Annotated in this window: 15 protein-coding genes; 5 read left to right on the forward strand and 10 right to left on the reverse strand. The window is 68.3% G+C overall.

Translation table 11 applies throughout. From position 1 onward, the window contains the following. Positions 1 to 37 precede the first annotated feature (37 nt). Positions 38 to 460 (forward strand): VOC family protein, encoded by a 423-nt coding sequence (locus VEA98_RS13100; protein ID WP_324815200.1) that lies wholly within the window; start codon positions 38 to 40, stop codon positions 458 to 460. After that, positions 457 to 876, forward strand: coding sequence for a VOC family protein (locus tag VEA98_RS13105; protein WP_324815203.1), 420 nt, complete (start codon positions 457 to 459; stop codon positions 874 to 876). The genes VEA98_RS13100 and VEA98_RS13105 overlap by 4 nt, the downstream gene beginning before the upstream one ends. On the opposite strand, the gene VEA98_RS13110 is transcribed toward VEA98_RS13105, so the two are convergent. The 3 genes from VEA98_RS13110 to VEA98_RS13120 all read right to left on the reverse strand — a co-directional run bounded on the left by VEA98_RS13110 (position 873) and on the right by VEA98_RS13120 (position 4,525). Further along, on the reverse strand, positions 873 to 2,249 hold the full coding sequence (locus VEA98_RS13110; protein WP_414642182.1) for a trypsin-like peptidase domain-containing protein: 1,377 nt from the start codon (positions 2,247 to 2,249) through the stop codon (positions 873 to 875). The genes VEA98_RS13105 and VEA98_RS13110 overlap by 4 nt on opposite strands. A 76-nt stretch (positions 2,250 to 2,325) precedes the next feature. Continuing rightward, on the reverse strand, positions 2,326 to 3,567 hold the full coding sequence (locus VEA98_RS13115; RefSeq protein WP_324815208.1) for a TCR/Tet family MFS transporter: 1,242 nt from the start codon (positions 3,565 to 3,567) through the stop codon (positions 2,326 to 2,328). A 46-nt stretch (positions 3,568 to 3,613) separates the two neighbouring features. Then, on the reverse strand, positions 3,614 to 4,525 hold the full coding sequence (locus VEA98_RS13120; protein ID WP_324815210.1) for a CPBP family intramembrane glutamic endopeptidase: 912 nt from the start codon (positions 4,523 to 4,525) through the stop codon (positions 3,614 to 3,616). A 134-nt stretch (positions 4,526 to 4,659) separates the two neighbouring features. Between VEA98_RS13120 and VEA98_RS13125 the strand changes: the two genes are divergently transcribed. From VEA98_RS13125 to VEA98_RS13135, 3 genes are read left to right on the forward strand one after another with little or no spacing between them, the layout of a single operon-like run. Beyond that, a complete protein-coding gene (locus VEA98_RS13125) occupies positions 4,660 to 5,586 on the forward strand; it encodes an ABC transporter ATP-binding protein (RefSeq protein ID WP_324815213.1) in 927 nt (308 codons plus the stop codon). Continuing rightward, on the forward strand, positions 5,576 to 6,451 hold the full coding sequence (locus VEA98_RS13130; protein WP_324815216.1) for a hypothetical protein: 876 nt from the start codon (positions 5,576 to 5,578) through the stop codon (positions 6,449 to 6,451). The genes VEA98_RS13125 and VEA98_RS13130 overlap by 11 nt, the downstream gene beginning before the upstream one ends. Positions 6,452 to 6,454: 3 nt before the next feature. Continuing rightward, complete coding sequence (locus tag VEA98_RS13135; RefSeq protein ID WP_324815218.1) at positions 6,455 to 7,381, forward strand: hypothetical protein; 927 nt, start codon at positions 6,455 to 6,457, stop codon at positions 7,379 to 7,381. A gap of 68 nt (positions 7,382 to 7,449) precedes the next feature. Here VEA98_RS13135 and rplQ read toward each other — a convergent pair whose 3' ends face one another. The 7 genes from rplQ to VEA98_RS13170 all read right to left on the reverse strand — a co-directional run. Beyond that, complete coding sequence (rplQ, locus tag VEA98_RS13140; protein WP_324815221.1) at positions 7,450 to 7,869, reverse strand: 50S ribosomal protein L17; 420 nt, start codon at positions 7,867 to 7,869, stop codon at positions 7,450 to 7,452. Positions 7,870 to 7,969: 100 nt separating this feature from the next. Beyond that, positions 7,970 to 8,989: a DNA-directed RNA polymerase subunit alpha gene (locus tag VEA98_RS13145; protein ID WP_324815224.1), complete on the reverse strand. Its 1,020-nt coding sequence runs from the start codon at positions 8,987 to 8,989 to the stop codon at positions 7,970 to 7,972. 86 nt (positions 8,990 to 9,075) lie between these two features. Then, the gene (gene rpsK, locus VEA98_RS13150; protein WP_122468702.1) at positions 9,076 to 9,465 is read right to left on the reverse strand and encodes a 30S ribosomal protein S11; all 390 of its coding nucleotides are present in this window, start codon (positions 9,463 to 9,465) and stop codon (positions 9,076 to 9,078) included. A 9-nt stretch (positions 9,466 to 9,474) separates the two neighbouring features. Next, complete coding sequence (gene rpsM, locus VEA98_RS13155; RefSeq protein ID WP_324815228.1) at positions 9,475 to 9,840, reverse strand: 30S ribosomal protein S13; 366 nt, start codon at positions 9,838 to 9,840, stop codon at positions 9,475 to 9,477. A 16-nt stretch (positions 9,841 to 9,856) separates the two neighbouring features. After that, positions 9,857 to 9,970, reverse strand: a complete 114-nt coding sequence (gene rpmJ, locus VEA98_RS13160; protein ID WP_005663407.1) for a 50S ribosomal protein L36 — start codon at positions 9,968 to 9,970, stop codon at positions 9,857 to 9,859. 35 nt (positions 9,971 to 10,005) lie between these two features. Next, positions 10,006 to 10,224 (reverse strand): translation initiation factor IF-1, encoded by a 219-nt coding sequence (gene infA / locus VEA98_RS13165; RefSeq protein WP_005663428.1) that lies wholly within the window; start codon positions 10,222 to 10,224, stop codon positions 10,006 to 10,008. A gap of 18 nt (positions 10,225 to 10,242) precedes the next feature. After that, positions 10,243 to 11,005, reverse strand: a 763-nt coding sequence (locus tag VEA98_RS13170; protein ID WP_324815244.1) for a preprotein translocase subunit SecY, incomplete at its 5' end; no start/stop codon positions are given.

Below are 11,005 nucleotides of genomic sequence, written 5' to 3' on the forward strand. Positions count from 1 at the left end.
TTCACGCGTTAGTATGGCGCACGAGGAGATCGCGACGATGGAACAGGTGGATGCGCCGAAGCCGCTGACCGGGGTGACGCCCTATCTCACCATTCCCTCGCGGGGGGGGCAGGCGGCGGCCGAGTTCTACGCCCGGGCCTTCGGGGCGGTGGAGGTGCGGCGCCAGCTGGCGGACGACGGCGAGCGCCTGATCCACGCCCATCTGCACATCAACGGCGGCAGCGTCATGCTCTCGGACGAGTTTCCAGAATGGGGCGGCGAGGCCGACATCGCGCCCAAGGGCGTGACCATCCACCTGCAGGTCGACGACGCCGAGGAATGGTGGACCCGGGCCCTTCTGGCCGGCGCCGTGCCGGTGTTCCCTCTGGCCGACCAGTTCTGGGGCGACCGCTATGGCCAGCTGCGTGATCCGTTCGGCCACAGCTGGTCGATCGGCAGCCCGATTAAGGGGGATGGATGACCGCCTACACGCCGCCGGACCCGCCGGTCGTCCCCTATCTGATGGTGCGCAATGGGGCGCGCGCGCTGGACTGGTATGTACGGGCCTTCGCCGGCCGCCAGGTCGAGCGCCACGACATGGAGGACGGGCGGCTGGGCCACGCCATGGTCGAGCTGGGCAACGGCGGCGCGATCTACCTGTCAGACGAATTTCCTGAGTTGATCGAGCGGGTCGGGACGCTCGCTCCCGATACGCTGGGCGGCACGACGGCGACGGTGGCGCTCGCGGTCGACGACGTCGACGCCTGGCTGGAGCGGGCTGAAGCGGAAGGGGCGGTCACGATCCGCCCGGCCGCCGACCAATTCTACGGTCGCAACGCCAAGCTCCGCGACCCCTTCGGCCACGTCTGGTCGCTGACGGGGCCGAAGCGCGGCTAGCGGACCAGCAGGATGCCTCGCTGGCCGCGGCGCTCGACCGTCAGTTGGGTCCCGCGCGGCAGGTCGACGAGTTGCTGGGTGGAGGTCACCGCCCGGCCGTTCACGGCGAGGATGACATCGCCCGCCTGCAGGCCCACGCCCCGCCGGGCATAGCCGCGGCTGTCGACGCGGCTGACGATCACGCCCGAGGCGAAGGGGTCGCCGCCGAGGCTGTCGGCCAGGGCCGGGTTGAGGGTCAGGACCTGCGCGCCCGAAAGGCCGCCTTCGCGGATCAGCGTCGCCTCGTCGATATCCGCGTCGCCGGGCAGGCGCTGGACGCGGGCCTCAAGCGTCTCGGGCCGGCCGTCGCGGAGCACGGCGATCTGCACGGACTCGTTCGGCTCGCGCGTGCCGACGCGGAAATTGAGACCGCCCTGGTCGTTGACCTCGGCGCCGTCGATGGCGGTGATGACGTCGCCCTGGCGCAGGCCGGCCCGGGCGGCCGGACCGCTCGGCCAGACGTCGGTGACAACCAGCCCCTGCGGGCGATCGAGGCCGAGGCTGCGGGCGATGTCGGCGCTGACGCTCTCGCCCTTCACGCCGAGCCACGGGCGGACCACCGCCTTGGCCCCGCCGACGGCGGAGTCCACCACCCGCCGGACCATGGTGGCGGGCACCGCGAACCCGACCCCGGACGAGGAGCCCGAGCGCGAGAAGATCGCCGTGTTGATGCCGATCAGGTCGCCGTCCATGTCGACCAGCGCCCCGCCGGAGTTGCCCGGGTTGATCGCCGCATCGGTCTGGATGAAGGAGCCGCTGTCGGAAATGCCGGTCTCGGTGCGGTTCAGGGCCGATATGATGCCGTTGGTCACCGTCTGGCCGACCCCGAACGGGTTGCCGATGGCCAGCACCAGGTCGCCGACCTGCTGTTCCTCGCGGTCGTCGATGTTCAGCGTCGGCAGGCGTTCGTTGACGCCCTCCAGCTGCAGCACGGCGATGTCCGAGCGCGCGTCGGCCAGCACCACCCGGGCCGAGAATTCGCGCCGGTCGTTGAGGGTGACGCGGATCTGCTGCATGCCCTCGATGACGTGGTTGTTGGTGACCACCACCCCGTCGGGCCGCACGATGACGCCGGAGCCGACCGAGCCGGTCTGGCGCTGACCGGGAATGCCCCAGAACGGATCGCGGACCTGCTGCACGCCGATGGCCGCGATATTGACCACGGCCGGGGCGGTCTCGCGCACCACAGGGGCGAAGCTGGCCTTCATCGACTGGGCGTCGGCGGGCAGGACGCGGTTGTCGGCGAAGACGCCGTCCTGGGCCCGGCTGTCGTTGGACTGGCCGCAGGCGGCGAGGGTCAGGGCGAGAGCGAAGGCGAGCGTGCTGGTCTTCATCATGGTCCGGCTTGAATGAAGGGCCTGTCCGGGCGATTTCGCCCCGACTTTTCGACAGGATCAAGGCGACGGAGGCTCAAACGGCTCCGCTTTCCTCCCGTTCCGCCCGCCGTCCGACGCCCCAGCCGATCAGGGCCGCCAGCAGCAGGACCGCGGCGGCGAGGAAGAAGGCCAGGCCCGGATGCGGCAGGGGCGCCCCCTCCCCGGCCGACATCGAATAGATCCAGCCGAAGAACAGCGGCGAGGCGACGCCCGCGATGGAGGCCACGCTCATGTTGGCCCCCTGCAGCTGGCCCTGCTCGTCCTCCCCGACCCGGCGGGTCATCAGCGACTGCAGCGTCGGCATGGCCAGTCCCCACACGGCGTTGGGCAGCATGGCCAGGATGAACCACAGGCCGTTCGGCGCCCAACCCATCGCGGCGATGCCCACGGCGCCGCCGAACAGGCCGAGGACCATGGTGGCCCGATCGCCGAAACGCCTGACCACGGGCCCGACGACGACGCCCTGCATCAGCATGTCCAGCACCCCGACGAGCGCGAGCAGCAGGCCGACCTCGCCCGGACCCCAGCCGTAGCGCAGGGCGGCGTAGAGGACGAACACGGCCGAGAAGACATGGTGGGCGAAGTAGAGCAGGAAATTCACCACGGCCAGTCCGCTGAGCTCCGTATGGCGACGCAGCAGGATCAGGGCTCCGACGGGGTTGGCCCGGGCCCAGCTGAACGCCATGCGCCGGTCGGTCGGCAGGCTCTCGGGCAGGACGAACATCCCGTAGAGGAAGGCCACGCCGGACAGGCCGGCGGCGAACCAGAACGGAACCCGCGGCCCGAACTCGCCGAGGAAGCCGCCCAGCACCGGTCCGAGGACGAAGCCGCCGGAGAAGGCCGCGCCGATCAGGCCATAGGCCCGCGCCCGCTTCTCGGGCTCGGTGATGTCGGCCATGTAGGCGTAGATGGTCGTGAAGCTGGACGAGGTGACGCCGGCGATGATCCGTCCCAGGGCCAGCCACCACAGGTTCGGCGCCAGGGCCATCAGGACGTAGTCGGCGGCGAGGCCCGCGCAGCTGATCAGGATGACCGGACGGCGGCCGTACTGGTCCGACAGGGAGCCGATGATCGGCGAGCAGACGAACTGCATCCCCGCCCACAGGGCCACGAACAGGCCGTTGATCACCCCGGCCCGGGCGTTGGAGCCGACGAAGTCCTCGATCAGCCCGGGGAGCACCGGGATGATGATGCCCATGGCCACGATGTCGAGCACCGCCGTGACGAAGATGAAGCCGAGCGCGGCGCGTCCGTGACGGGAGGGAAGGAGGCTCATGCCCGGCGTCTAGCGCGGGAAGACGTCGCGCACCACGGGCGGGGCGTCAGCCGGACGCCGCGTCCGTGGCCGCCGGCCGCCGGTCGAAGCGGCCCGCCTTCCAGGCCATGACCAGCACCCCCACGCCGACCAGGGTTCCGACGATCAGCGCCGGCAGGGACGCCTCGGGGCCGAACGGGCCGCCGGTCAGGTAGTCGGCGAAACCGGGCCGCGCCGTGCTGACCGCGACGGCCGGGCCGAAATCCGTGCCCGAGACCGCGGCCCCGAACAGGTAGCCCTGGGTGAAATTCCATGCCGCATGGACGCCGATCGAGACCCACAGCCGTCCGGTCAGGGCGTAGAAGGCGCCCAGCATGATCCCGGCCTCGACGGCGATGCAGAGGGCGGCGAAGACGCTGGCGTTGGGATTGCCCAGGTGGCCCGCGCCGAACAGGACCGCGGAGATGGCGAAGGCGGCCCAGGGGCCGAAGGCGCGCCACAGGAGCCGGAGCACGACGCCGCGGATCAGCACCTCCTCCATCACGCCCGACTGGATGGAGGCGCCCGCGGCCTCCCAGGCCGAGGCCGGGCCCTTCCAGGCGATATCGTACAGGCCGAAGACGCTCATCAGCCCCATGACGGCGGCGAACATCAGCAGGCCGATCAGCAGGCCGGCGACCAGGTCGACCGGCAAGGCGCGCCATCCGAGCTCGTCGGGGCGACGCGCCTCGCCGCCCCAGACCAGCAGGCCGTAGAGCAGCAGGCAGAGCAGCGCCCCGACGCTGTTGGAGATCACATAGGACGGACCGCCTTCGGGCAGCAGGGAGTCGAGGCCGGTGATGGCGAGTCCGGCGGGAATGGTGATCGCGAACAGCAGGGCGACCATCCAGCCGAGCGCCCTCAGCCAGCGCAGCGGCCCCGGATGCAGCACCCGCGCCTCGCCCAGCGCCGCCGGCACGCCCCAGGTCCTGATCGCCATGAACGCCCCCGCCTCAAGTTCGGGCCGGAGACTGCGCCGGGAAACCCCCGGCGCCAAGCGGCCGCAGGGCAGGTTGCCAAACCTTAATGGCGATACGGCTTGCGTCCGCCGCCGACGCAAGGCCAAGCTGGGTCATGACCGCTGTTATTGAAACGCCCGTTATCCAGGTCGTGGGGCTGACCAAGACCTACGGCGCCGTTCGCGCCCTCGACGGGCTGGACCTGTCCATTCCCCGAGGCGGGGTCTATGGCGTGCTGGGTCCCAACGGCGCCGGCAAGTCGACCCTGTTCCGCATCCTGCTGGGCCTGATCCGGGCGACGGACGGGACCGCCAGCGTGATGGGCGGTGCCGTCACCGAGGTGGCGCACATGCGCCGCATGGGCTCGATGATCGAGACGCCGCGCTTCCCGCCCTACATGACCGCGCGGCAGGTGCTGCGCTGGCTGGCGCTGGAGCACGGCATCGGGGCCGCCACCGACATTCCCCACTGGCTGCAGAAGGTCGGCCTGACCGAGGCGGCGGACCGCAAGGTGCGCGGCTTCTCCGTCGGCATGATGCAGCGGCTGGGCGTCGCCGCCTCCCTGATGAGCCGGCCGGAACTGGTCATCCTGGATGAACCGACCAGCGGCATGGATCCCCCCGGGATCCAGGAGATGCGGGCCCTGATCCGCAGCCTGGCCGACGAGGACGGCGTCACCGTCGTGCTCGCCAGCCACCAGCTGCTGGAGGTCCAGCGCGTCTGCGACCGCGTCGCCATCCTCAACAAGGGCAAGCTGGTGCGCGAGGGCGCGGTCAGCGAGCTCACCGCCGTCGGCGAGCGGCTGCGCCTGACCGTCGGCCCCATCGACAAGGCGCTGGCCGTGCTGGGGGCCAAGGGGACCCGGGACGGCGCCGCCGTCATGGCCGACGTGCGGCGCGACGAGGGTCCGGCCCTGATCCGCGCCCTCGTCGAGGCGGGGGTCGACATCGACGAGGCGCGCTGGGTCGGCACCGACCTGGAGGCCATCTTCTTCACCGAGACGGGCGCCGTGCAGACGCCGGAGACGATCCATGCTGGTTGACGCCATCCGCGCGGAAGGCTTCCGCCTGTCGAAGAACCGCACCACCCTGTTCTGGAGCGTGCTGTTCGTCCCCCTGATCACCGTCGCCATCGGCGCGATCACCCAGTTCGTCATCAAGGCCAATGCGGCCGCCCTGCTGGCCGACAAGGACGCGCCTCCCGGCCTGCGGGAGATGATGGTGACCGGCGGCGAACTGGACATGGCCGAGGCGATGGTCCAGGCGGCCGGCAACCTCGCCAATCCCCTGGTGCTGGCCTTTGTGCTGATCGGCGCGGCGACCCTGTACGCCGGCGATTACCGCTGGGAGACGTGGCGGCTGATCAGCGCCCGCAACAGCCGCCCGAACCTGCTGCTGGGCAAGCTGGCCACCGTGACCGGGCTGGCGCTGCTGGCCATGCTGTTCATGCTGGTTTCGGCCGTGATCGAGAACCTCATCCGCGCCGCGATCTTCGACCGCAGCGTCGTGTTCGGCGCGACCGGCGAGGCCTTCGCCCGGTTCGCGGGCCAGTTCGCCCTGTCCTGGCTGCGCATCCTGCAGTTCACGATGATGGGCATGCTGGCCGCGACCGTGACGCGCTCGCTGCTGGCGGCGCTGTTCGTGCCGATGGTGCTCGGCGTGGCCCAGTTCTTCTCGCCCAACATGCTGATGCCGATGGGGATCCTGCCGGACGCCTGGCTTGCTGTCCTGATCAACCCGGGCGCGGCGGTGGATGCGATCAGCGCCGCCATCGCCGGCGGGGAACGCGCGGCCGCCCTGTCCGACGGAATCGTCCTCAAGGCCTGGATCAGCGTGGCGCTGTGGACGCTTCTGCCGCTGGCCGGGGCCCTGGCGTGGTTCCGCAAGCAGGATCTGTCCAAGGAATAGGTCATGCTGTCTCCGCTCCTCCTGTCCCTGGCGCTCGTCTCGCAGCCGATGCAGGAGGCGCGCCCGCAGGAGGCGGAGCCGGTCACCCGGCTGGAGGATGTGGTCGTCGACGCCCGGGCGCTGGAGACCATGGCCCGGGACTTCATCGACGACGTCGCGGCCCCGACCCGTCGCCGGGGCCTGGCGCGCTGGAACAGGCCGCTCTGCGTGGGCGTCGCCAATCTGCACCGCGATGTCGCCCAGGCGGTCGTGGACCGGATCTCGGACGTCGCCGACGCCCTGGGCGTGCAGACCGAGGCTCCGGGTTGCGAGGCCAATGTGCTGATCATCGCCGCGGACGACGGCGCCGCCCTGGCCCGGCTCATGGTGGAGCGGAGCCCGCGCAGGTTCGACGTCGGCAGTCTGCAGATGACCCAGGGCGACCAGGCCCTGGAGGAGTTCCAGGCCGCCGAGCGCCCGGTGCGCTGGTGGCAGATCAGCATGCCGGTCAATGAACTGGGCGAACGCGCCATCCGCCTGGCGGGAGACACGAACCCCCGGGGCGGCGGACCGACCGCGCCGAAGTTCCACGTCTCCTTCGCGTCCCGCATCCGCAGCGACATCCGCGACGACCTGTTCCGGACGATCATCATCGCCGACATCGACGACATCAGCGGCCTGTCGGTGCAGCAGGTGGCCGATTATCTCGCCATGGTGACCCTGGCCCAGATCGACAACGACGCCGACAGCGCGGGCTACGACACGGTGATGAACCTGTTCGAGGCCCCGGACGCGGTGTCAGGCCTGACCGAGTGGGACATGGCCTATCTGCGCGGCCTCTACACCGCCGAGCAGAACCGCCTCAACCCCGACAGCCAGGCCGGCGTGATCGCCCGTCTGCTGGCCCGCGACCGGCGGGCGGCCCAAACCGCCGAGACCGCGGCGGACTGATCGGCGCGCAAGGAAAAGGGGCGGCGAGACCAGCTCGACGCCCCTCTTTTGGCCCCAACGAGCGAAGCTTACGCCTCGTCGTCGCCCTCGATGGCGTAGACCGGACCCGAGTCCTGGCCCTTGGCGTCGACGTCGCGGTCGACGAACTCGATCACGGCCATGGCGGCGTTGTCGCCGTGGCGGTAGCCGGCCTTCATGATGCGGATGTAGCCGCCGTTACGGTCGGCGTAGCGCGGGCCGATCGTTTCGAACAGCTTGCCCACCTGCGGCACGTCACGGACGTGGCTGATGGCCTGACGGCGCGCGTGCAGGTCGCCCTTCTTGGCGAGCGTGACCAGCTTCTCGACAAAGGGACGCAGTTCCTTCGCCTTGGGCAGGGTCGTCGTGATCTGCTCGTGCTTGATCAGCGACGCAGCCATGTTGGCGAACATCGCGGTCCGGTGGCTGGCCGTACGGCCGAGCTTGCGATAGGCGGCGCCGTGGCGCATCGGGGTCTCTCCTACTCACCCTGGTTTCCACGAAAGCGGACCTGGGGTTCTCTCATTCTAACCGCTCCGCGACCCGAAAGCCTTGGGCGGAGGGTTGAAACTAGATCTGGTCGTCGAACTTCTTGGCCAGGTCTTCGATGTTTTCGGGTGGCCAGTTCGGCACGTCCATGCCGAGCGACAGGCCCATCGTCGCGAGAACTTCCTTGATCTCGTTCAGCGACTTCCGGCCGAAGTTCGGGGTGCGAAGCATCTCGCCCTCGGTCTTCTGGATCAGGTCGCCGATGTAGACGATGTTGTCGTTCTTCAGGCAGTTGGCCGAACGGACCGACAGCTCGAGCTCGTCGACCTTCTTGAGCAGGGCCGGGTTGAACGGCAGGTCGGGCTTGCCGTCCGCCTGTTCGACCGCCTTCTTGGGCTCGTCGAAGGTGATGAAGATCTGCAGCTGGTCCTGCAGGATGCGCGAGGCGTAGGCCACCGCGTCAACCGGCGAGACGGCGCCGTTGGTCTCGACCTCGAGGATCAGCTTGTCATAGTCCAGCGACTGACCCTGGCGGGTCGGCTCGACGCGATAGGCGACGCGCTTGACCGGCGAATAGAGGGCGTCGACCGCGATCAGGCCGATCGGGGCGTCTTCCGGACGGTTCAGCTCGGAGGCGACGTAGCCCTTGCCGTTCTGGACCGTCAGCTCCATGCGCACCGAGGCGCCGTCGTCCAGCGTGCAAATGACGTGATCCGGGTTCAGCACCTCGATGTCCGACGGGACGTCGATCTGGCCGGCCGTCACCGCGCCGGGGCCGGTGGCGCGCAGGGTCATGCGCTTGGGGCCTTCAGCGTGCATGCGCAGGGCCAGCTGCTTGATGTTCAGCACGATGTCGACGACGTCTTCCCGCACGCCTTCCAGCGACGAGAATTCGTGGACGACGCCGTCGATCTGGATGGCGGTCACGGCCGCGCCTTGCAGCGACGACAGGAGAACGCGGCGCAGGGCGTTGCCGAGCGTCACGCCGAAGCCGCGTTCCAGGGGCTCGGCGACCAAGCGCGCCTTGCGCAGCGGGTCGGAGCCGGCCTCGATCTGCGGCTTCTCGGGACGGATCAGCTCTTGCCAGTTACGTTCGATCATGGATGTCCCTCGAAAACGGAGTTCGCCGGTCCCTCGCTCCTCGTCAGGGGCGGCAGGACCGGCGGAGAAATAGTCGGTCGTGTCGCTTAGACGCGGCGGCGCTTGGGCGGACGGCAACCGTTGTGCGGCATCGGCGTGACGTCGCGGATGGTGGTGATGGTCATGCCGGCGGCCTGCAGGGCGCGCAGGGCCGACTCACGGCCGGAGCCGGGACCCGAGACGTTGACTTCGAGCGTCTTCACGCCGTGTTCGCCGGCCTTCTTGGCGGCGTCCTCGGCGGCCATCTGGGCGGCGTACGGGGTCGACTTGCGCGACCCCTTGAAGCCCATGTGACCGGCGGACGACCAGGAGATGGCGTTCCCCTGCGCGTCGGTGATGGTCACCATGGTGTTGTTGAAGGACGCATTCACGTGGGCGACGCCCGAGGTGATGTTCTTGCGCTCGCGCTTCTTTACGCGACCCGGTTCCTTGGCCATGTGTCTGTCTTACTTCTTCTTGCCGGCGATCGGCTTGGCGGGGCCCTTGCGGGTGCGGGCGTTGGTGTGCGTGCGCTGGCCGCGGACCGGCAGGCCCTTGCGGTGACGCATGCCACGGTAGCAGCCCAGGTCCATCAGACGCTTGATGTTCATGGACAGCTCACGGCGCAGGTCGCCTTCCACGACAAACTTGGCGATCTCGTCGCGCAGCTTCTCGAGTTCGTTGTCGTCCAGGTCCTTGACCTTCTTGTTGGTCGCCACGCCAGCGGCTGCGCAGATCTTCTGCGAGCGCGGACGGCCGATGCCGTAGATTTCGGTCAGGCCGATGACGGCGTGCTTATGGTTGGGGATGTTAACCCCTGCAATACGTGCCATTCGTTATTCCTCGAAATTAACCTTGACGCTGCTTGTGACGCGGCTCCACGCAGATGACGCGGACCACACCCTTGCGCTTGATGATCTTGCAGTTGCGGCAGATGCGCTTGACTGAAGCGTTAACTTTCATTTTGCACTCTCTTCGGTTCGATTACTTAAATTGTTTTACTTGGTGCGGAACACAATGCGGGCCCGCGACAGGTCATACGGCGTCAACTCCACCGTGACCTTGTCGCCGGGCAAAATGCGGATGTAATTCATGCGCATTTTACCCGAGATATGGCCCAGCACCACGTGGCCGTTTTCCAGCTTCACGCGAAAGGTCGCGTTTGGGAGATTCTCGAGAATCTCCCCCTGCATTTGGATGACGTCGTCTTTTGCCATTCGTTCTCCGTGCCACCCTTAGCGGGTCGGCAGACCGCCCTTGAAGTTCGCCTTGCGCAGCAGCGATTCATATTGCTGCGACATCACGTAGTTCTGCACCTGGGCCATGAAATCCATCGTCACCACCACGATAATGAGCAGCGACGTGCCGCCGAAGTAGAAGGGAACCTTCCACTGGGCTTGCATGAATTCCGGCAGCAGGCACACCGCAGTGATGTACGCCGCGCCAGCCAGGGTCAGGCGCATCAGGATCTTGTCGATGTAGCGTGCAGTCTGCTCGCCCGGACGGATGCCCGGAACAAACGCGCCGCTCTTCTTCAAGTTGTCCGCCGTTTCCTTGCTGTTGAATACCAGCGCCGTGTAGAAGAAGCAGAAGAACACGATCGCCACCGCGTACAGCAAAGCATGGATCGGCTCGCCAGGTCCCATCGACGCCGCCAGGTCCTTCAGGAACCCGATCACCGGGTTCGTCGAGTCCTTGCCGCGCGTGAACCAGTCGACGATCGTCGCCGGGAACAGGATGATCGACGAGGCGAAGATCGGCGGAATCACGCCGGCCATGTTCAGCTTCAGCGGCAGGTGGCTGGTCTGGCCACCGTACACCTTGTTGCCGACCTGGCGCTTGGCGTAGTTCACGAGGATCTTGCGCTGGCCCCGCTCGACGAACACCACCGCGTACGTCACCAGTGCCACGATCAGCACGATGAAGATGGCCGCGATGCTGCTGATCGAACCGTTGCTCACCAGGGAGAACAAGCCACCCAGTGCGCTCGGCAGACCG

The sequence above is a fragment of the Brevundimonas sp. genome (assembly GCF_035627055.1).
Taxonomy (GTDB): Bacteria; Pseudomonadota; Alphaproteobacteria; order Caulobacterales; family Caulobacteraceae; genus Brevundimonas.

Coding starts and splice junctions, on each gene's coding strand:
- VEA98_RS13100 (WP_324815200.1), top strand. CDS start 38: ATGGAACAGGTGGATGCGCCGAAGCCGCTGACCGGGGTGACGCCCTAT.
- VEA98_RS13105 (WP_324815203.1), top strand. CDS start 457: ATGACCGCCTACACGCCGCCGGACCCGCCGGTCGTCCCCTATCTGATG.
- VEA98_RS13110 (WP_414642182.1), bottom strand. CDS start 2,249: ATGAAGACCAGCACGCTCGCCTTCGCTCTCGCCCTGACCCTCGCCGCC.
- VEA98_RS13115 (WP_324815208.1), bottom strand. CDS start 3,567: ATGAGCCTCCTTCCCTCCCGTCACGGACGCGCCGCGCTCGGCTTCATC.
- VEA98_RS13120 (WP_324815210.1), bottom strand. CDS start 4,525: ATGGCGATCAGGACCTGGGGCGTGCCGGCGGCGCTGGGCGAGGCGCGG.
- VEA98_RS13125 (WP_324815213.1), top strand. CDS start 4,660: ATGACCGCTGTTATTGAAACGCCCGTTATCCAGGTCGTGGGGCTGACC.
- VEA98_RS13130 (WP_324815216.1), top strand. CDS start 5,576: ATGCTGGTTGACGCCATCCGCGCGGAAGGCTTCCGCCTGTCGAAGAAC.
- VEA98_RS13135 (WP_324815218.1), top strand. CDS start 6,455: ATGCTGTCTCCGCTCCTCCTGTCCCTGGCGCTCGTCTCGCAGCCGATG.
- rplQ (WP_324815221.1), bottom strand. CDS start 7,869: ATGCGCCACGGCGCCGCCTATCGCAAGCTCGGCCGTACGGCCAGCCAC.
- VEA98_RS13145 (WP_324815224.1), bottom strand. CDS start 8,989: ATGATCGAACGTAACTGGCAAGAGCTGATCCGTCCCGAGAAGCCGCAG.
- rpsK (WP_122468702.1), bottom strand. CDS start 9,465: ATGGCCAAGGAACCGGGTCGCGTAAAGAAGCGCGAGCGCAAGAACATC.
- rpsM (WP_324815228.1), bottom strand. CDS start 9,840: ATGGCACGTATTGCAGGGGTTAACATCCCCAACCATAAGCACGCCGTC.
- rpmJ (WP_005663407.1), bottom strand. CDS start 9,970: ATGAAAGTTAACGCTTCAGTCAAGCGCATCTGCCGCAACTGCAAGATC.
- infA (WP_005663428.1), bottom strand. CDS start 10,224: ATGGCAAAAGACGACGTCATCCAAATGCAGGGGGAGATTCTCGAGAAT.